The organism is uncultured Campylobacter sp. (assembly GCF_937981295.1).
Lineage (GTDB): Bacteria > Campylobacterota > Campylobacteria > Campylobacterales > Campylobacteraceae > Campylobacter_B.
Window position 1 is genome coordinate 1 of record NZ_CALJPC010000023.1, and the last position, 19,323, is coordinate 19,323.

Below are 19,323 nucleotides of genomic sequence, written 5' to 3' on the forward strand. Positions count from 1 at the left end.
AACCCCTGTTTCCAGAGTGAAAATCTGATGTCCTAACCACTGAACGAACGGGGCAAACTTTTGGTGCGTCATACAGGGGTCGAACCTGTGACCTCCTGATTAAGAGTCAGATGCTCTACCAACTGAGCTAACGAGACAAGAAACATAATTGTAGTGATAAAAATATAAAAAACTGATTAAATTTTATAAAAATTTCGTTAAATTTCATAAAATTTTATTCGGTCCTTATATATCTAATAACTCATAAAAATTAAATAAAATATTTTAGTAAAGAACCAATAAATCTTTTTAAAATAACCTATGCGCTTCAATTTCACGCTTGCGCGCTCTGCACAAACTCAACGCAAAGCCAAAGCAAGAAGCCCCATAAGCGGGGCTTGGCTCGATAATTTATTTTGCTTTTTTAGCCTTTTTGCTTCGCGTAGCCTTAGCATGAGTTCTAGGAGAGTGGTTTGAGATGATCGGCTTACCGTCAGGATATTTTTTCTGCACGTGATTTACAGGTATCGCCGCACTGCTGCTAGCACCGTATTTCTCGCCGTTTGTGAAATACTTCCTCATTACTTCCTTCCATCTTTTCGCGTATTTATTTGCGCGCGGAGAATCGTTTAAAATATCCTCGTAGTCGTAAATTCTCTCATAGAAGTCGTTAGTTAGTTGGTCGTCGATGGTGATTCTGCCGTTGTCGATCGAGACGCCTAGGTAGACGCCTGTTTGCTCGCCAGGGCTTACCATCCATGCAGAAATATCAGGCAGATCAGTTGCGCGACCAGTTCTTCTACCTACGCCGCCTGCTGCAGCACCTACATTGATCTCAAGGGTGTCTGTGCCGGTAAAAATGTCTTGATATGACTTCGTAGTATGAAAGATCATCACGATGTCGCTCGTCTCGTAGCCTGCCTGTAAGCCCACGCCGTAGCCTTTATATTTGATAAAAATCGGCGAACTCCACTCGCCGTTCTCGCCTTTGACGCTAAAAATTCCATCGCCGTATTGTAGTGATGCGCCCGCAGCTAGGCGTTTTACGTCGGTTAGGATTGCGACGGCTTTGGCGCTAGTCAGATAGCGTTCATCAGTACCGAAGTTATTAGCCGCTACGAAAGATCTAACGACGTTAGTCGCCGCTATAACCTCTTGATTTGCCACGACGTCCGCGTGCAAAAGACCGCAAAGTGCAACAGATGCTAGAAGCAAAAACTTTTTCATCATTTAATCCTTTTAAAATTGAATTTTCGTTATTATAACAGCAATTTCATTTGTTTTAGCTAATTTTTAACAAAAAATTGATGAAAAATAACGAATTTTGGAAAATTTATGAAATTTCTAGCTATTTTTGCACTTTTGGCGATCAAAATTTTCGCTTTAGACATAGTAAACGGCGATGTTGTTATCTTAAAATTAGATAAAAGCACAACCGAGTTGAGCTTTGGTTCAAAGAAAATCCCCCTCATCAAGGCACCAAATTCTAGCGATAAAATCGCCATTTTGGCGGCGAATTACCGCGCTAATGGAGATTTCGCGCTGCGGATAGTAGATCAAAGCGGCAGTCACGAGCAGATCGTCGCTTTGAAAAAGGGCGAGTATAAAAAAGAGGCTCTAAGTGTCGCTCCTGGTAAAGTTAAACCACCCAAAGAAGCCGCCGCGCGTATCAAAAAAGAGCTCGACGAAGCCAACGCGATCTATGCGATTACCACGCCGCGCTATCTTTTTTCCACGCCGTTTGAGCTGCCTTTAAACTCCAAAATAACCTCTGCGTTCGGCAATGCCCGCACCTTTAATGGCGAGCTTAAAAGCTATCACAGCGGCACCGATTATCGCGCCGCAGTAGGCACTGTGGTGCGCGCTGCCAACGACGGCGTCGTAGTCATCGCCAAAGACCGCTACTACGCGGGCGGCTCAGTCGTGATCGATCACGGCGGCGGCATCTATTCGCAGTACTATCATCTAAGCGAGATCAAAGTGACGCTTGGCGATCACGTTCGCAAAGGCGATGAAATCGCGCTTTCGGGCGAGAGCGGTAGAGTTAGCGGCCCACATCTGCACTTTGGCATCGCGATCAACGGCGTGAGTGTCAATCCGCTAAGCTTCGTCGCTAAATTTAATAAAGTGGTTTTTGGCGAGCGCTAAAATGCCCTACAATCCGAAGGAATTAATGAAAAAAATTCTCGCAGGCAGCGATTTTAAGCTAAAAGGCTCGGTCAAGGGTCGCGTGCGCGTCGCGAGTAGGGATGGAGCGATCGTAAATTTTACCGCCGCAGACTTCGGCGTGCAGAGCCTAAACGACAAAATTTCGCTCAGTGGCGAGCAGTTCGAGCGTTTTAGAGCTAGAATTTTTGGGATTTTAAACTCTGGCGGACGCGAGCTTGCAGGCAGGCTCACGCTCTCTTCTACACCCAAAAAGAAAGCCCGCGCAGATCGTCTCCGCGCGGCAGATGGCTATGCAGAGTTTGGCGACGCCTTCGATTTTGGTAGCTTTTACGGCGGAGATTTAAGCGCGGTTTCGCCCGAGGCTGGCGGCAGCTTGGCAAAGACTTCGTATGCCACAAACGCAAGGTGTGGCGATTTTTCTGCGCGCAGCGCTCAGAGTGCGCAAGACTTTACTTCGCAGGCAAAATTTCAAGATGTTTCGCAAGCAGAATTTTATGGTGCGGCTCGGGCGGAATTTTGCGTAGATACCGCGTGGAATACGGCGTGCGAGAATTTAATTTCGCAAAATGATGCTACGCAGGATGACGTGAGCGTGGGGCTTGCTGCTAATTTCGAAGAGAGCGCAAATGCGAGGAGTAAAAATTTTATGCCGCAAAGCTCTGCGCCTGCGAATTCTGCCAAAGGGCAAAGCTTCATTCCTACATCGCGAAATTTTGTTTCTGCGCAAAGCTCTGCGCTCGTGAAAGATTCCGCATTTGAGTCGCAAAATTCTAATTTTATGGCGCAAACGGAGAATTTTGCAGCTGAAAATTCGTTTGTAGCAGAGCAGGGCGCGGACTTACAAAGTAAAAATTCTACGGCGCAAGGCTCTGCATCAAAAAATTCCACTTTTGCAAATTCTGCGCTTGATATAAAGTGCGCAAATGATTGTGGGCCTCAAGGCTCCGAGTTTTCTAAGGGGCAAATCGCGAATTCCGCTAGCTGCCGTGCCGCAAATTTTGCCTTAGAAAATGCCTTGGAATTCGCGCCTCAAGATGAGAATTTAGTCGGTGAGGATTCAATGTGCTTGGCAAAAGGGCAAAATTACGCGCTAAAAAATTCCGACGAGCAAAATTTAGAGCAGAAAATCTCCGCACAAGAGCGGCACCCTTCAAATTTGCCGCCGCAAGCGGGAAATAAATTTGCGCCCGAATTTGAGCAACCCACGCAGCCTGCGTTAACGGGTGAGAATTCTACGGTTGCTTCTTCTATGGCGGAGGGGGCGCTTGGTGATGAGCCCGCGTCTGCTGCTTTTGGGAGCGAATCAACTTTTGCGACTAAGCCCGTAAATTTCTATGGCAAGCCTGCGCGCAAAGCGCCTACGAAAGATCGCGCGAGCCTGTCTGGGCGTCTGCAGGCTCTGCCTATTGCGAGCTCTTCGCGTCCTATCTCGCTATCGCAAGCGCCTAGAGCTAGGCTCATCGAGCTTAAGCCGCGCTTCATAGGCATCACGCATAGGATTAAAATTTCGTTTTTGAAAAAGAGCGCGAGCGAGCCTGGCGAAGGGGTTTTGGCGCGCGTTCGTATTCCACTTTTGATGGAGAATTTCGGTCTTAATGATATTTTGTCATCCACGGCGAACTACCAAACGGCGAAAAAGATGGTGCGCACGATCGCCGATCTTTACATCGCTAAGGATCTGCGCGGCGTGCACATAGGCGTGCCGGTGCGCCTTGAAATGGGCTTTAAAAGCGGTATCTCTGACGTCAGCAACCACGCCTTTATCTTTAAGCTCATCGAGGACAGCCTCGTCAAAAACGGCGTCATCGACGACGACAACGCAGACATCGTGCGCGAGATCAAGCTTTTTAAGCAAGACGTTTTCGACGGGGTTTTAGTAAACATCATGCGGTTTGAGTAGAGGCTTTGCGGCGCCTCTCGTGTAAATTTTAAAAAATTCGCGTTACCGCATGAAATTCCATCGTTTTCGAGCTTTAGTTTGCCCTGCAGCAAGCGCTTTTTAAAATTTTTTTGATCAAACCAGTAAAAATTTGAAAGGATTGAGATGCAAAAAGCCTTTTTTAATTCGCCCATTGGAATGCTTGAAATTTGGGATGATGAGATCGGGATCTGCAGTATCGACTGGGTCAAAAGCTCTGTCTGCGGGCCCAATGATGAGATCTTTAAAAAGCACGACGCAGAGCTTAAATTTGGCTTTGTGCGTGCAGCGGATGATAAAGGACGCGATTTAAGGCTTAGCGATTTAAGAAAGAATTTAGCTCTTTGCACCGACGAGCTTGGCGCATATTTCAGGGGCGAGCTTGAAAGCTTTAGCGTTAAACTGAGCCAAAATGGCACGCAGTTTCAAAAGTCCGTGTGGAGCGCGCTTTTAGAGATCCCTTATGGTGAGGTCGTAACATACGGCGAGCTAGCCCGGGCTATCGGCAGACCGCACGCAAGCCGCGCAGTAGGCGGCGCAAACGGCAAAAACAAAATCCCCATCATCGTGCCGTGCCACCGCGTCGTAGCTGCGGTCGGGCTCGGAGGATACAGCGGCGCGGGCGGCGTAGCGACCAAAGCGTGGCTGCTAAACTTCGAAAGAGAAAATTTAGCCAAATTGGGCAAGTAAAATTCCGTTAAATTATGCCTTGCAGGCACGGCGCTGATTTTAAAATTTTACCGCGAGACGCTGCGAAATTTCATAAAGCGATTTTGTAAATTTCTAGTTTTGCGGCGACCAAGGCAGTTAAAATTTTGCAAGAAGCGAAACTTGCTATGCTGACTTAAAGCCCTAATTTTAAATTTATCGCGCCTTAGACGCTTGCTATGAGTGGTTGAAATTTTTCGCAGTGATAAAATTTAGCCTCGCGAAATTCCGCTCTGAAATCCTTCGATAAATTTTCGTCTTGCGTGTATTTAGTGTAGCAGCACGCGAGGCAGCAAAATTTTGCAGCCATTCGTGCGAATAAGGCAGGATAGTAAGGTTTTGTTGTGGAGTTTTGCAGAGGCTAAAAATTCTATGCTGCCGCGCCGTACGGGCAAAATTTCACATCGTCGTATCAAAGCAAAGTAAAAATTTTAATTGCGCTTGTCAGGCATGGTTAAAATCCGCGCAGAAGCGGTAAGCGGGGCAGAATTTATCTCAGCGGCAACGTGACTAAATAAAATTCTATAAATCCACGAAGCGGGCGGTATCCCAGCAGAAACGGCATTGTCCTAGCCAAGCTTCTTGCGTAAGCGGCGGGCGCGCCAAAGATAAAATTTTTCACTAAGACGGCGAAGTGCAGCAGTATGCTGCTAGAGTCACCTGACGAAGATGAAATTTTGCGCGAAGAGAGCGAGAAGAATTCTGCATAAATATCGCGCTATTACGCTAAAATTTATGCAAGGAGAAGCATTTTTATAAAGAATTTCTAGCAGCGGTAGCGTTCGCCGGCGAAGCTCGCCTTTGAGGTGGTGGCGTTTTGCTAAAGCTTCTTGCGAAATCGACGTTGCATAGCAAAGTAATTGTAAAAGCGGCAAGCGTGCTGTAGATAAAATTCTTGGCAAAAGCGGCGTAGCAGGGCAAAATTTCTACGCAATACGCACGGCAAAGATAAAATTTGCCAAGCAACTACGAGCGAAAACCCTGGCAAATTTGGCGAGGCTTGGCAGAACGCAGAACATCTACGCATCTTTACCAAATTCTTAAATTAGCCGAAATTTTCTATCAGATCGCTAAAAATTTTAGCTAAATTTTCGACGTCGCTAATCTCTACTCGTTCGTTGATCTGATGGATCGTATCGTTTCGCACGCCAAACTCCGCCGTCTCCACGCCAAACTCCGCGAAGTATCTCGCATCGCTCGTGCCGCCTGCGGTGTTTAGCTCGGCTGCTGCGCCGCAGATCTTCTGCACGCTAGCGCTTAGTTTTTGCACGATTTTGTAGCTTCGCTGAGTTAAAAAAGGCTTTGAGGAGCTTTTTAGCGCGAGGTGTAGCGACGCGCCTGCTCGCAGCTGCGCGGTGCAGCTCATTTCTAGCTTGCCGCAGGATTCGCTTTCGTTGCATAGCGCGTCTTTAGCGTCCAGTTCAAATAACCCCAGTACATAGTCTCGCACGTCTTCTAGCCCCAGCCCTACGCCGCCGCGTACGTTAAACATCACGCGTACGTCCTTAGGTGTTACGTTTACTACCTGTGAACCGCCGCGAATGTCGGTGATGACTATCTTGGCTGGAGCGAAATCCTCGCTACCCGCGTCCAGATCATGCCCTGCGAGGCTTGCAAGCACCGGCGCTAAAATGTGGACAGGATTGATGCATTTATCTGGGTAGGCTGCGTGCCCGCCGATACCCGTGAGTGTGAGGACGCCGTTAATCGAGCCGCGACGGCCGATCTTAATGGTATCACCGAAGCGCACTTCGCATGTAGGCTCTGCAACGATTGCGAAGTCGGGTAGGGCACCTTGCTCGCGTAATTTAGAGAGCATTTCGCGCGTGCCGTAGATGCCGTCACCCTCCTCATCGCTGGTTAGCAGCAGGCTCAGCGTGCCCTTAAAATCGCGTGCCGCCGCTAGCGCACAGATTGCCGCTGCGATGCCGCTTTTCATATCCTGCGCGCCGCGCCCGTATAAAAAGCCATCCGCTTCCACCGGCTTAAACGGATCGCTTGCCCAGCCCTCGCCTGGCGGCACGACGTCGATGTGCCCGGCAAAGCATAGATGCGGACCCTGTCCGAAGCGCTTGGTAAAAATCGCGTTAGTTACGCCGTTTAGCTCGAATCTATCCTCGCTAAAGTCTGCCAGCAGCATCGAGACGTAGTTGAAAGCTCCGTCGTCGCTAGGTGTGAGCGAGCGGAATTTGATGAGCTCTTTTAGAATTTCAGTCGGTTTCATAAGCCTTCCTTTGGTTTAAATTTTACCGAAAATTATAGCGTATAAAAGCTTTAGTGCGAAAAATACCAAAATAAACGCCGAGATATATGCAAATGCCCGCACTACAATGTTTGGAAGCTTGCTGCGGGCTAGATATATCGCAAGCGGAAAAAGCGTGATCCAAGCTAAGATTCCGCTTACAAGCCCCGCAAGAGCAAGCACAAAATCTGCTCGCGCAGTGCCGGCAGAGACGCTGAGCCAAAACATAATGACGTATGGATTTAGTAAATTTATCAAAAAGCCTTTGCCGTAAAGCGCCGCACCCGAGCAAGCCTCGACGCTTGCGGGTTGCACCGAGCGAGTCGCGCCATGCCAGGTCGCGTACGCCGTGTAGAGCAAAAAGCACGCGCCAAATACCGATATGCAGGCAAAAACGATCGGGATTTTGGCTAACTGCGATATACCAAACGCCGATAGCACCAGATAGAGCATATCCGCGCTCATGGCGCCGATGCCCAGGCACAGCGCCTTGGTGTAGCTTCGCAGCGCGTAGGACATTATCAGCACGTTTACCGGGCCGATCGGCACGCTAACGCCCAGCCCCATCAAAACCCCTTGTATGAACGACTGCATCCTCTGCTTATACTCCTCAGATCTGCTCTAAAATTTCGGCATGCGATGCTGCGAAAAAACCTATGGACGCGGCTTTGCGAATAGACCAATCTGAAATCTCGCGCGACCTGCGATCGGTTTTAAATTTAACGCAAACGCCGCCATACGCGTCTTAGCTTTAAAATTTTAACACGAGCGGTCGCATACGCTTCGGCTCTAAAATTTTTAACGTGTGCACTTGCATGCGCCTCGACTTTGAAATTTAACGAGCGCTTCACATACACGCTCAGTCGCAAAATTTCAATATGAGCATTATGTGCTTGAAATTTATACGAGCATTCGTGCGGCGGACCCGCTCACTAGACTTCAAATTTAGTTTTTAAATTTTAACGCACGGATCGCGGTTTAAATTTGTGGCTCGAATTTTGTGAGGCAAAATTTGCCGTTTTGCTGCGCCGCTAAGTTTGCTAGTTTAAATTTTGCCTTGTAAAATTTAAACTAGCAAAAGATTGGCGACAAACGGCGGCTCGCGCAAGTCGGCAAGTTTTAGTCGCGTAAATTTAAAGATCGCGACGATAAAATTTAACCCGCCAAAATTTTACTTTGCGTAATTTTGCATATTTGCGCTCATAAACGGCTCACGATCTCAGATAAAATTTTGCGAAGCGAAATTTCGCGTCTTAAAATTTTATCCGCAAATTTTAAAATCCAGCCGCAGCGTCTGAAATTTAATCAGTCGCTTGCTTGAAATTTAGCCGCACGCCTGCAATTTAGCTACGCCCTCATTTTAAATTTTATCGGCTGCCGCAAAACCTGGCCCGCAAAGCAGATGCGCCGCAAAGCAGACCCTGCCGCGAGGTTAAACACGCCGTAAATTTTATCGTTTCGCAGTGGGACAAATTCTGTGCCGCAGAGCAAAATTTGCACGCTATCGGATTAAATCCACATCGCAGAGCAAATTCCACGCCGCAGCCATCTTCGTGAAAATCCGCGCCGCAAGAGCTTCAAGTAGCCTGCTTCGTAAAATTCCGCGATCGCAATAGCTAAATTTAAAACGAAAAATCCCCCGTCGCGCCGTGTGACATGCTCTCATAGACCGCCTTGACGTATTTGTCGCGCACCGCGCAATCTAGCAGCTTCTCGCACTCCAGGCAGCTGGTGAGGTTGTGCTCCGCCTGGCACGCTTGTAGCGCGGCTAAGCTTTTATCCAAAATTTCGTCGTAAACGTCGCGCAGCGCGGCGACCTTGGTATCAGCCATCAGTTTTTCCCGCCGTAAATTTCATGCATCTTCGCGATCTCGTACTTCGAGCCGAAAAAGCAAGGGCTGCTTTGGTGGATTTTTTCGATTTTAAGCTGCAAAAGCGAGCCGTTTTCGCCGTCGCTGGTGGCGCCTCCAGCGCGCTCGAAGATAAACGCAAACGGCAGCACTTCGAAGGTTACGCGAAGCTTGCCTTGCGGATGATCGCTGGTAGCGGGGTAGCTGAAAAGTCCGCCGCCTTTTAATAAAATTTGATGCAGATCGCTTACCATCGCGCCGCTGTATCGTAGGCGGTAGCCCTCATCAAACAGCGCCCGCACGAGCTTTCGGTGCGGCTCGCTCCAGCCCTTTTGCGTCGCACCCGTGGCGTTTAGTTTGCCTTTTTGCTGTAGGCGCAGCTCTTTTACGAAGCTAAATTTGCCCTCGCGATTTAGGCGGTAGAGCTTCGGCGCGTCCTCGCAAACGACCATCTCAAGGCGCGGTCCGTAGATGCAATAGATCGCCGCTTTTAAGTTTGCGGGCGAAATTTCATCCTCGTAGATGCCAAATATCGAGCCCACGGCGAAATTTACGTCCACTAAGCTTGAGCCGTCGAGCGGATCGTAGGCGATGATTAGGCGCGCGTCCTCTCGCAGCGTTAAAATTTCATCTTTCTCCTCGCTGATTAGAGCGCGTACGAGCGGATTCTTGCGAAATTCCGCTTCGATTATGGCGTCGCTTTTTACGTCGAGCTTAAGCTGCGTATCGCCCGTGCTGTTGTGATGATCTGTGTAGCCGAAGTCCGCGTATTTCAGCTCCTCGGCGATTTGTAGCGCGATATTTTGGATTGATTTTACGATCTCTTGCATTTTATTCCTTTACATTTTTTTGGCGTTTTTTAAGATCCATTCGCTAATGCCCGCAGCGTCGTTGATGTCGAAATTTACGCGGCAAAACTTATCCATCTGCTCGCCGCTTAAATTTGAAGCGATCGCGTCCGAAAAGGGCAGATACGCCGGATCGATCCTGTCGCGAAATAGGCTTATGCGCGGCAGCGGCAGCGTCTTTAGCCCCTCTACGAGCAGGATATCGAAATCTCCGAGCATCCGCACGACCTCGTCGATTTGCATGCAGCGCTGCGAAAAATAGCTCGTCCGCGCAGGACTCATCACGACGGTCTCGGCGCCTAGCTCGCTAAATTTGGCGCTGTCCTTGCCCTCTACGTCAAAGCGCGCCTTATCGCCGGGATCGTGCTTTACGATCGCAGTCCGTAGCCCGCTAGCGATAAAAATTTTAGCGATCTTGCAAATTAGCGTCGTTTTGCCGCTGTTGGAAGGGCCTGAAAATGCGATAACAAGTCTTTTCATTTTTAAAATCCGGCTTTTTAAGATGAGCGATTGTAGCGAATTTAGCCTTTTAAAAAGCAAAATTCGTTAAAATGCGCCTAAAATTTCAAAGGAAGATCGATGAAGAAATTTAATTTTAGCGGCGCGCTAAGCGGCCTGCTGAAGGGCTCGCTCCTAGCCGCGCTAGCGCTATTTTTAAACTCCTGCTCCGCAAACGATCCCCGTCACGATCCGCTTAAAAACGAGTTTTTGGCCTACACGCAAAAATTTGAATCGGTGCGCGCGGGCGATCGCTATTTAAGCGTCGCTACATATCTAAATCCCGTCGCGCCCGAGCTTAGAAACGCCGCGGAGGACGAGGTGTTTTTGCTCACCTCCTATCCTAAAGAGATTCAGATCCGCGCGGTGCAGATCAACGGCGCAAACGCAAACGTAGTGCCGCTGCACGACGGAGATCCGCTTTTGCAAAAGGAGCTTTTTAAGATCGCGTGGGCGAGCCGCTACAAGATCACCGCGCCTAAGAGCGATAAGGACGAGCTGGTGCTTAGCTACCGCACCTCAAATGGTCTGGGCGCCACGATGAAATTTCGTAAAGTTTCAAAGTCGCTGTATTGGCAGCCGCAGATCGATCTGAAAGATTAAAAGGGGAGCAAATGGGTTACGACATAAGCTACCACGCGATTGGCAAAGATGAAATTTCGCAGTGGTATTTTGAGCCGCTAAAACTCGCACAGAAGGGCGATTTTGAGGCTATCGCCCAAATCGCGCGCGAAGCGGGGGTGGATGAATTTTATGTAGAAAAATACGCGGATGGCTTCCGCTCGGCGCTGCAGTACGGCACGCAGGGGATTTTTAATAAAACGCACGGATTTCATATAGCCGTGGCGCAGGGCTATTTTAGAGAGTATTTTTACACGCGCGGCACGGCGTTTAGCTTTTTGGCGGAGCAAAGCTTTAAATTTAAACCCTACATGAGCGATTGGCGCGAGGTTCTGCCGGCGGAATTTCTAGCGGAGTTTAGCGGCGAAATTCACAACGAGATCGTCGAAAACTATTGCTGCGGCGCGTATCTTAGCGCTGCTAGCGTGCAGAAACTGCTGCGCGATTATGAAGCGGACGGTGAGGTTAAATCCGCCGTAGATGAGTTTTATGCGCAGAATTTGCCCGTGTTTTTAAACGCGCTAAATTTGGCTGCTGAGCTTGAAGTAGGGCTGCTTGAGGCTACCGAGGTGGTTGAGCCCAATCCGATCGATCTGAATAGGTCCGAGTCGTTTTCAAATCTTTTTAATTGCGATACTCAGGGCGCGCTGATCTATGCGGAAATCGCCGCGCAGCAGATCGGCGAAGCGATAGAGCGAGATAAGGCAGGCGGAGGCGGTACGACAGGTGGCGGGAATTCCGCCTCGCGCGGCATCGATGTAACGGGCGGCGGCAGTGCAATGGAAGCGGATGGCGGCGCAATTAAGGCAGGCGGCGAGAATTCCGTCCCGTACAGCGGCGATACGATAGAAGACGGCGGCGAGAATTCCGCCGCAGAAGATCATGAAGACGAAACCTGCGCAGGCGGCGAAAAGTCGCTTTTCGGCAAGATCAAAGGGCTTTTTAAATAGCAATTTGATCGCTAAATTTTATTCCGCCGAAGTTTGCGCAGAGTTAAGGTCGTAAAATTAAATCATCTCACGTCCGCAGACCCTGCGCGGTTAAATTTAGCTAAAACGGAGCAGGGGAGGCAAGCGTAAATTTAAAATTTAAGCTTGCCGAAATTTAAACGGCGACCCGCATATCTGAAGTTACGAAATTTTAAATCGCCGCAAACAAGCTGTAAAGAGGCTAAATTTAAACCCGCTACAGCCTTTGCGGCGGATATCGACGAAAAGGCTATTTGTTTAAATTCTATAGCCGAAAACGCCCGATTTTGATTTCATGCTACTTAAAATTTTACGCTCGGGCGTTAATTTAATCACTCACAAAACGCCGCGATAAAATTTCAATGAATTTTGAATTTTAAAGCTCGTCGCCCCATAAATAAAGCTCGAAAAAAGCAATCGCAAAGATAAAAAAGACTATCAGCGCCGCGCCGTCCACTCGGACGTAGCTATCGTCCCCTACGCCGAATTGCACGCAATACGCAAACGCCATAAAAAACAGGCAAGCCGCTAAATTTGCGGAGCGTTTCTTTTCGTCTTTCAATGACGATACGCACAAAACGGCGGCTACTATGAGAATTGCGGTCGCGATAATTAGCATGGCGCGCCGCCTTTCGTGTAGGGCAGAAATAACCTTTGGCTAGCATCAAGAGATAAAATTTAACCACTGAAGTCAAAATAAATTCGCGCGATTTTATAGCGACTTGCCTATTCGCGCGGTAAAATTTCGCCGTTTTGATCTGCCAGTCTAAGCCTTTGGCGGGCAAATTTTACGCTTTTATTAAAGCGACGGCTTTTAAAATTCCTTGCTCGTCGCATTTGAAAATTATCTTTTGCTCGCCACCTCTTAAAATCATCCTCCAAGCTCGCCGCCGGCTTAGCGGAAGCTGTCGCTTCTGCTCGGTACCAGCAGATCTTGCAGCTCCTGTTGCACCGAGATTTTTGCGCGCGGATCGAGGATCTGCGAGTAGATGATGAAGTTTGCGAGCACCTTTTTGCCGTAGTCTCTGCTCTCGGCATATGGCACGAGCTCCATGCTAAGCCACGGCTCAAATTTGCCCTTATTAAACATATCGCCGCGCTGAAGCATCTTTTTGACGAGCCCGAGCCCGCCGTTGTAAGCGTATGCGATGAAAACCGGGCTGTAAATTTTACGCTCCAGCCAGTCGATATGGATGTTGGCGAAGCGGTAAGCGATCTCGGGGCGAAACATATCGTCTTGATCAAAGCCGTCGATTTTGAGTTGTTTTTTTCCAATCTCGTTAGCCAAAAACGGCATAAATTGCATCATTCCGAGTGCGTACGAGGTAGAAACCGATGCGGGCACGAAGCGGCTCTCTTGACGCGCAAGCGCCAAAATTAGCGCCTTGCGGCGGTTATCGCCGTCGCCGATATACTCCATAAACGGCGTCGGATAGAAGTTGTCCTTGCTGCCGCTTGCTTTATTCATGATGTATGAGTACTCGCCGATGCTTTGCTTGGTGTCGAATTTTTTAGCAAATTCCAAAAGTTGTGGGCGCGACATCTGATCAGCGCTATTTTTCGTGCGAACCCAAGCGAAAGGATCGGTAATATCGTAGCCTTCGATGGAATTTTTAGCAGGATTTGGGATGATTATGTTTAAATTCCTATCCCCTAAGACCTCCTTGGCATAAAGCGCATAGAGGCTGTAATAATCGCTGCTAGCAAGCTGGCGCAAGACATTTTGATCTCCATTTAGCAGGTAGATCCAAAATTTCGCATTGTGTACATCGTGAGGCTTCTCAAAGCTCGCGGCCGCGCGGCTAAAAAATGCAAGCGCAGCCCCTTCGTCGCCCTGCATGACGGCGTTTACGCCGAGCATAAACGCTACGTCCTTCTCCACGGTTAGCGGATCGACGCCCGTGAGCGAGCGGCGCAAGTGCGGGTATTTGCGGTTGATTAGCGCATCGTTAAGAACCGCTTTGAAACCTTTTTGCGAAGCTAGTTCGCTTACGAAGGCTGCGTTGGCGTCGATGTCGATCAGAGCGTCTTTGCCCGCACCTTTTAAGTAGTCGTAATATAAAAAGTAGTTTTGCGCGTTGCGGCTCTGCATAAAATACTCGCTCGGATTTTCGTCGTTAAATCCGCGCAGTAAATTTACGGCGTTTCTACTTGCCGCGTCTTGGTGCTTTTCAAGCTGCGAAGCGAGCGTCTCGCGCACCGACGGGCTTAGCTTGGCGATAAAATTTGGATATGAGCGCGCCTTTTTGCAGGTTAAATTTGCATCTAAAATATTAGCGGAGGTAACGCCCGCGCAGCGATCCGGACGCTTAGGAGCTTTGGCGACGCCGAAAATTCTATCGAGCTTATCTTTTAGCTTGCCTTTGTAGCGAAAGATACTTTGTTTTAAAATTTTAATCTCCGCTTTGTTGTATTTCGTCTCATCTATTAGGCGATAGATGTAATAGTCCTTGGCTAGGGATTTTGGCTCGTCTTTGATCTGTTCGTAGCTTAAAATTTTACCGCTACTTGCGGCGCACAGCAGTCCCAAAACAAGGCTAAATTTCAGAAATATTTTCAAATGACCGTCCTATTGATGATATAGATTATCGCGCTGTCAAAGAAATTAAGCACGAGTAGGATAAGAAGCGGCGAAAGATCAAAGCCGCCGAAAGTCGTAGGCAGATAACGGCGCACCAACGCAAACGCAGGCTCCGTAAGCGCAGAGATGACGCGGACGATTTTATAAAATTTACCGAACGGATTTGGGCGGATGAAACTCAAAACGCAGGCGACGAAAATTAGCATCATATAAGCTTGAATCACGTAGTGAATACTCACTAAAATGCCGTAAAATACGCTATTTAGTAGCATCGAGTATCTCCTTTAAATCGGCGCGGATCAGCGGATACAGCTCGCTAAGCTCCGGTCCGTGAGGCGCGCCGGTTAGTAAAAATCTAAGCGGCATAAACAAGCTCTTGCCCTTCAAATTTGTAGCCTGAGAAAGCGCCGCTTTGAAATCATTAAATTCCGCGCTTGCGCCGCTTGAGCTTAATAAATTTAAGATCGCCTCTCGCAGCGCCTGCGCCTGCGCCGCCCACTCCTGCGGGATATCTTTCGCGCCGTAGATCGCTGCGATCTTCTCTTTGATCTGCGGAATAAGGCTTGCTTCTTGAGTGTAAAATTTTATCAAAGGCGCAAATTTCGGCTCAAGCTCAAAAAGCTCCGCCAGGCGCTGCTCGCTCGCTCTTTTGATATGCTCGCGGTTTATAAAGGCTAGTTTATCTTCGTCAAATTTCGCTGGGCTTTTTGAAATTTTAGTGATGTCGAAAAACTCCACCGCCTCATCCATGCTAAAGACCTCGCGCGGCGTTTTGTTGCCCAGTAGGATCAGATAATTCGCGATCGCTTCGGGCAGGTAACCGCTTTGAAGTAGCCATTTTACCGAGGAGCTATCCTCGCGCTTGCTCATCTTTCTGCCTTCGGAATTTAATATGATCGGCAGGTGCGCGTATTTGATCTCGCCGTCGTAGCCGAGGCTCTCGCGGATCCAGTTTTGCTTCGGGGTGTTTGAGACGTGATCCTCGCCGCGGATTACGAAGCTCACGCCCTGTATCATATCGTCGCAGGCGCAGGCGAAGTTATAAGTCGGCGTCTTGTCCGCGCGCATGATGACGAAACTGTCGATGTTCTGCGGCTCAAATGCGATACGGCCCTTGATCGCGTCGGTAAATTCCAGCGCGTGATCGGGCTTTTTAAGGCGGATAGTAAAGGGCCTATCGCAGTTTAGAACCTTTTCGTCGCTTAGATGCTCGCAGTGCCCGTCGTAGCGGTACGCCTCTCCCGCGTCCTTGGCGGCTTGCTTTTTCGCCTCAAGCTCCTCCTCGCTACAAAAACAGCAAAACGCCTTTTTCTCGGTGAGTAGCTTAGCGGCGAATTGCTGATGAAATTTTAAATTTTTGCTTTGATAATACAGGCTTTGCCATTTAATGCCAAAGCGCTTTAAAATTTCGATGATCTCTTGATCTTTGCCTTCGATATTGCGCGCAGTGTCGGTATCCTCAATGCGTAAAATAAAGCCGCTTTGATCCTGCAGCGAGCAGATGTAGTTAAAAATAGCCGCGCGTAAATTTCCGATATGCATATCGCCGGTGGGCGACGGAGCGAAGCGATACAATTTAGGTCCTTTGGGTTTAAATTTAAGCTGGGATTATACTTTTTACTTCCTAATAAAAAGCAAAAACAAAGCAAAAATAGGCTAATATCGGCGCATTTTATTTAAGGAGACAATATGAGTTTCATTCAGGAATTCAAAGAATTTGCAATGAAAGGCAACGTCATTGATATGGCGGTGGGTGTCGTCATCGGCGGGGCTTTCGGCAAGATCGTAACCTCGCTCGTAAGCGACATCATGATGCCGGTTTTAGGACTTCTTACGGGAGGCATGAATTTTACCGATCTTAAGATCGTGCTAAAAGAAGCGGTGGGGCAGACCCCGGCCGTTACGATAAACTACGGCTCGTTTATCCAGGTAACGGTCGATTTTATCATCATCGCGTTTTGTATATTCTGCGCGATCAAGGCGATCAATAAGCTTAAAAAGCCTGCTCCTGCGCCGGAACCTGCCGCACCTGCCGAGCCTAGCGAAGAGATTAAACTTCTTACCGAGATAAGAGACCTGCTTAAAAAATAGGTCGCGGCGATGCTTGAGAGAATTCCTTATTTCAAAGCTCTAAGCGCAGCGCAAATCGATCGTTTAGAGCAGATTAGCATCCATAAAAGCTACAAAAAGGGCGAAATTTTATTTTTCGAGGGCGAGCGCTCGCAGTATCTCTTGGTCCTGCTAAAAGGAATTTTAAAAATCTATAAAACCTCTGCAAAGGGGCGAGAGATCCATATGCGCGAGATCCGCCCCATTTCGCTCGTAGCCGAGATGGTAAATTTCGAAGAGACGAGCTATCCCGCCAGCGGCGTGTTTTCGACAAACGGAGAGGTGCTAAAGATTGATTATGAAAAATTTAAAAACGAGTTTATGAGCGATCCTAAAATTTGCCTGGAGCTTTTAAAATCGATGTCTGAGAAGATCCGCGCGCTAAATGCGGTCTTTGATAATCAAGTCGTGCTTAGCTGCGACGGCAAGATCGCTAAGTTTATCAACGAGAATTTTGATATTTTTATGAGCACGAAATACACTAGAATAGCCAGAATTCTAAACGTGACTCCCGAAACATTTTCGCGCACCATCACTAAATTTAAAAAGAGTGGCGCGCTAATTTTAGACGATAAGCAAGAAATCACGGGCTTTGATAAAGATAAGCTGGACGAGTATATCCAAGGCTAGAGTTTGAAAAGCGCCTATATTTTCCCGATCGTCGGCACGGTTTTATTTCTGTTTTTTAATCTTTACGTCTACAGATCGATCAGCGCGCGCTTTACGCCATATAAAGGCTTCGCTACGTTTCGCCCCGCCCTGATTTTGCTTTGCGTAGCTTTAGCGATTTTAGATGCAATATTTTTTGTGGGTTTTGGGCTTAATGGAAGCTTTAAAAACGAGCTACTCTATAAGCTATGCGTATTTTGCATGGCGGCGTCTTTTTCGCTCTTTTTTATCTGCCTTGCTTACGACGTGCTAAGCGCCGCTGCGCATTTAGTTAAATTTAGCCAAAACAGGCGAAAATTTTTAAAAACCTTTATAGACGTAACATTCGTAATAATGGCGTTTAGCTATATTTTTAAGGGGCTTTATAATGCACTAAAAATTCCAAAAATCACCGAGCGCGAAATAAAAATCAAAAACTTAGCTCGCGAGCTAAACTTTGCCGTCATCTCAGACGTGCATCTGGGCGAGTTTTTGAAAAAGGAATTTTTGCAAGGCGTCGTAGCGCAGATAAACTCGCTAAATTACGATGCGCTGCTGATCGTGGGCGATATGTTTGATCTGCGCTCGGATGAGCTCGGGGATATTTTGCAGCCTCTTGAGGCGATTAAAAAACCTATATTTTTCGTCACGGGCAACCACGAGTATTACCGCGGCGACGCAAGCGGGCTTATCGCGGCGATGCAAAAAGCGGGCGTGCGCGTGCTGCAAAACGAAAGCGTGGAATTTGAAGGGCTAAATTTAATGGGCGTGCACGATCTTAGCGGCTTTCGCTTCGGATATATGCAGCCCGATCTCGGCGCTGCGCTAGCGCAGACAGATCCCGATAAACCAAAAATTTTACTCGCGCATCAGCCCAAATACGTCGTGGATTTCGTGCGCTACGAGGTCGATCTGTGTATCTGCGGACACACTCACGCGGGGCAAATTTTTCCGTGGACGCTTTTGGTACTGCTTAGCCAGAAGTATCTTTACGGGCTGTATAACGACGGGCTGAAGCAAATTTACGTAAGCAGCGGCGTAGGGTTTTGGGGCCCGCCGATAAGGGTCTTTGCGGATGCCGAGATCGCGCTGCTTAAGCTTAGAAAGGCATAGATGAGAAGTTTTATTTCGAGGATTTTTGGGGTTATCGCCGCGGTGAAATTCCCTAAATTTATACAAAATTTTATCAACCGTAAATATGTGGAATTTTTCAAAATCGATATGAGCGAATTTGATCCGCCGCAGAGCTACGCGAGCCTAAACGCGCTTTTTACCCGCCGCTTGCTGCGTCCGCGCGAGATAGCGGCAGACGAGACGGCTTTTATAAGCCCTAGCGACGGCGTGATCTTTGAGAGCGGAAGCTGCGCCGATCTGCGGGCTTTTAGCGTAAAAGGCTGCGAATACAGCCTTAGCGAGCTGCTGGGGCGGACGCTTACGGCAAGCGAAAGCGGCGGAGCGGTTAAAAATTTAGATGGCGGGGCGGTTACTACGAACGGGAGCGGCGAGGTTGGAACCGGATGCGCAAAAGATGCCGGCGCAGGGATGAAATTTCGCGCCGCGCAAGCGAAAATCATAAGCGACGAAAGCGGCGCAAATTATGTCGCGAGTGGCGTGCAGGCCGAAATTTATAGCGATGAAAATAGCGCGAGCCGCGAAACGAGCGCAGAGGATGCCCAAGGCAGCAAAAATACAAGCGGCGTAAATTTAAGCTACGCAAATATCTATCTAAGCCCGCGCGATTATCATCATTATCACGCGCCGTGCGACCTGAGCGTGCTGCAGGCGCTTTACATACCTGCTGACCTTTACAGCGTGGCGAAGAAATTCTTACTTAAAATTCCAAACCTCTACGCTAAAAACGAGCGCGTTATTTTGAAGTGCAAAATGCGAAACGGCGGGATTTTGTGGATGGTTTTCGTGGGCGCTTTAAACGTCGGCAAGATGAGATTTGATTTCGATACGCGAATACAAACGAATGCGTGCGCGAATAGGGAAGTGGCGCTTTACGAATATGAAAATTTAAACTTTAAAAAGGGCGATCATTTGGGAAATTTCGAGCTGGGCTCGACGATCGTGCTCGTAGCGCAAAGCGAGTTTTTGAAATTTGAAACCCCGACTGATACGTCCGTAAAATTCGGACAAAAAATCGCAGAATTTAATGAAATTTCATAAAATTCCATTTAA

Annotated in this window: 19 protein-coding genes; 9 read left to right on the top strand and 10 right to left on the bottom strand. The window is 48.2% G+C overall.

The genetic code is table 11. The features are described 5' to 3' along the window. Window positions 1–390: 390 nt before the first annotated feature. Window positions 391–1,206 carry a lipid-binding SYLF domain-containing protein gene (locus Q0135_RS02120; protein ID WP_297987876.1) on the bottom strand — a complete coding sequence of 272 codons (816 nt, stop codon included), beginning with the start codon at window positions 1,204–1,206 and terminating at the stop codon, window positions 391–393. A 108-nt stretch (window positions 1,207–1,314) separates the two neighbouring features. Here Q0135_RS02120 and Q0135_RS02125 point away from each other — a divergent pair, with 108 nt between their 5' ends. The 3 genes from Q0135_RS02125 (at window position 1,315) to Q0135_RS02135 (ending at window position 4,756) form a co-directional block, all read left to right on the top strand. Continuing rightward, complete coding sequence (locus Q0135_RS02125; protein WP_297987878.1) at window positions 1,315–2,127, top strand: M23 family metallopeptidase; 813 nt, start codon at window positions 1,315–1,317, stop codon at window positions 2,125–2,127. 25 nt (window positions 2,128–2,152) lie between these two features. Further along, the gene (locus tag Q0135_RS02130) at window positions 2,153–4,048 is read left to right on the top strand and encodes a hypothetical protein (RefSeq protein ID WP_297987880.1); all 1,896 of its coding nucleotides are present in this window, start codon (window positions 2,153–2,155) and stop codon (window positions 4,046–4,048) included. A 144-nt stretch (window positions 4,049–4,192) separates the two neighbouring features. Continuing rightward, the gene (locus Q0135_RS02135) at window positions 4,193–4,756 is read left to right on the top strand and encodes a methylated-DNA--[protein]-cysteine S-methyltransferase (protein ID WP_297987882.1); all 564 of its coding nucleotides are present in this window, start codon (window positions 4,193–4,195) and stop codon (window positions 4,754–4,756) included. A gap of 1,063 nt (window positions 4,757–5,819) precedes the next feature. Here the strand turns inward: Q0135_RS02135 and dapE are convergent. From dapE to mobB, 5 genes are all read right to left on the bottom strand, one after another. Continuing rightward, window positions 5,820–6,998, bottom strand: a complete 1,179-nt coding sequence (gene dapE, locus Q0135_RS02140; RefSeq protein WP_297987884.1) for a succinyl-diaminopimelate desuccinylase — start codon at window positions 6,996–6,998, stop codon at window positions 5,820–5,822. Between the two features lie 15 nt (window positions 6,999–7,013). After that, the gene (locus Q0135_RS02145; RefSeq protein ID WP_297987886.1) at window positions 7,014–7,610 is read right to left on the bottom strand and encodes a LysE family translocator; all 597 of its coding nucleotides are present in this window, start codon (window positions 7,608–7,610) and stop codon (window positions 7,014–7,016) included. Window positions 7,611–8,638: 1,028 nt separating this feature from the next. Beyond that, window positions 8,639–8,848 carry a hypothetical protein gene (locus tag Q0135_RS02150; RefSeq protein WP_297987888.1) on the bottom strand — a complete coding sequence of 70 codons (210 nt, stop codon included), beginning with the start codon at window positions 8,846–8,848 and terminating at the stop codon, window positions 8,639–8,641. Continuing rightward, window positions 8,848–9,696 (bottom strand): class 1 fructose-bisphosphatase, encoded by an 849-nt coding sequence (locus Q0135_RS02155; RefSeq protein ID WP_297987889.1) that lies wholly within the window; start codon window positions 9,694–9,696, stop codon window positions 8,848–8,850. Before Q0135_RS02155 ends, Q0135_RS02150 begins: the two co-directional genes overlap by 1 nt. 9 nt (window positions 9,697–9,705) lie before the next feature. Continuing rightward, window positions 9,706–10,194, bottom strand: a complete 489-nt coding sequence (gene mobB / locus Q0135_RS02160) for a molybdopterin-guanine dinucleotide biosynthesis protein B (RefSeq protein ID WP_297987891.1) — start codon at window positions 10,192–10,194, stop codon at window positions 9,706–9,708. 99 nt (window positions 10,195–10,293) lie between these two features. Between mobB and Q0135_RS02165 the strand changes: the two genes are divergently transcribed. Both Q0135_RS02165 and Q0135_RS02170 read left to right on the top strand, forming a co-directional pair. Next, on the top strand, window positions 10,294–10,815 hold the full coding sequence (locus Q0135_RS02165; protein WP_297987893.1) for a hypothetical protein: 522 nt from the start codon (window positions 10,294–10,296) through the stop codon (window positions 10,813–10,815). Window positions 10,816–10,826: 11 nt separating this feature from the next. Beyond that, window positions 10,827–11,783: a hypothetical protein gene (locus tag Q0135_RS02170; RefSeq protein ID WP_297987895.1), complete on the top strand. Its 957-nt coding sequence runs from the start codon at window positions 10,827–10,829 to the stop codon at window positions 11,781–11,783. A 394-nt stretch (window positions 11,784–12,177) separates the two neighbouring features. On the opposite strand, the gene Q0135_RS02175 is transcribed toward Q0135_RS02170, so the two are convergent. The 4 genes from Q0135_RS02175 to gltX all read right to left on the bottom strand — a co-directional run bounded on the left by Q0135_RS02175 (window position 12,178) and on the right by gltX (window position 15,957). Then, window positions 12,178–12,420, bottom strand: coding sequence for a hypothetical protein (locus tag Q0135_RS02175; RefSeq protein WP_297987897.1), 243 nt, complete (start codon window positions 12,418–12,420; stop codon window positions 12,178–12,180). 276 nt (window positions 12,421–12,696) lie between these two features. After that, complete coding sequence (locus Q0135_RS02180; protein WP_297987899.1) at window positions 12,697–14,361, bottom strand: lytic transglycosylase domain-containing protein; 1,665 nt, start codon at window positions 14,359–14,361, stop codon at window positions 12,697–12,699. After that, window positions 14,358–14,654, bottom strand: a complete 297-nt coding sequence (locus Q0135_RS02185) for a YggT family protein (protein ID WP_297903307.1) — start codon at window positions 14,652–14,654, stop codon at window positions 14,358–14,360. Before Q0135_RS02185 ends, Q0135_RS02180 begins: the two co-directional genes overlap by 4 nt. Next, entirely contained in the window at window positions 14,641–15,957 is a 1,317-nt protein-coding gene (gene gltX, locus Q0135_RS02190) for a glutamate--tRNA ligase (RefSeq protein ID WP_297987901.1), read from the bottom strand. The genes Q0135_RS02185 and gltX overlap by 14 nt, the downstream gene beginning before the upstream one ends. Window positions 15,958–16,071: 114 nt before the next feature. On the opposite strand from gltX, the gene mscL reads away from it, so the two are divergent. The 4 genes from mscL to asd are packed head-to-tail and all read left to right on the top strand — an operon-like array spanning window position 16,072 to window position 19,311. Beyond that, window positions 16,072–16,473, top strand: coding sequence for a large-conductance mechanosensitive channel protein MscL (gene mscL, locus Q0135_RS02195; RefSeq protein ID WP_005872182.1), 402 nt, complete (start codon window positions 16,072–16,074; stop codon window positions 16,471–16,473). Between the two features lie 9 nt (window positions 16,474–16,482). Then, on the top strand, window positions 16,483–17,121 hold the full coding sequence (locus tag Q0135_RS02200) for a Crp/Fnr family transcriptional regulator (RefSeq protein WP_297987903.1): 639 nt from the start codon (window positions 16,483–16,485) through the stop codon (window positions 17,119–17,121). Window positions 17,122–17,124: 3 nt separating this feature from the next. Further along, the gene (locus Q0135_RS02205) at window positions 17,125–18,252 is read left to right on the top strand and encodes a metallophosphoesterase (protein WP_297987905.1); all 1,128 of its coding nucleotides are present in this window, start codon (window positions 17,125–17,127) and stop codon (window positions 18,250–18,252) included. Next, window positions 18,253–19,311 carry an archaetidylserine decarboxylase gene (asd, locus tag Q0135_RS02210; RefSeq protein WP_297987907.1) on the top strand — a complete coding sequence of 353 codons (1,059 nt, stop codon included), beginning with the start codon at window positions 18,253–18,255 and terminating at the stop codon, window positions 19,309–19,311. Window positions 19,312–19,323 lie beyond the last annotated feature (12 nt).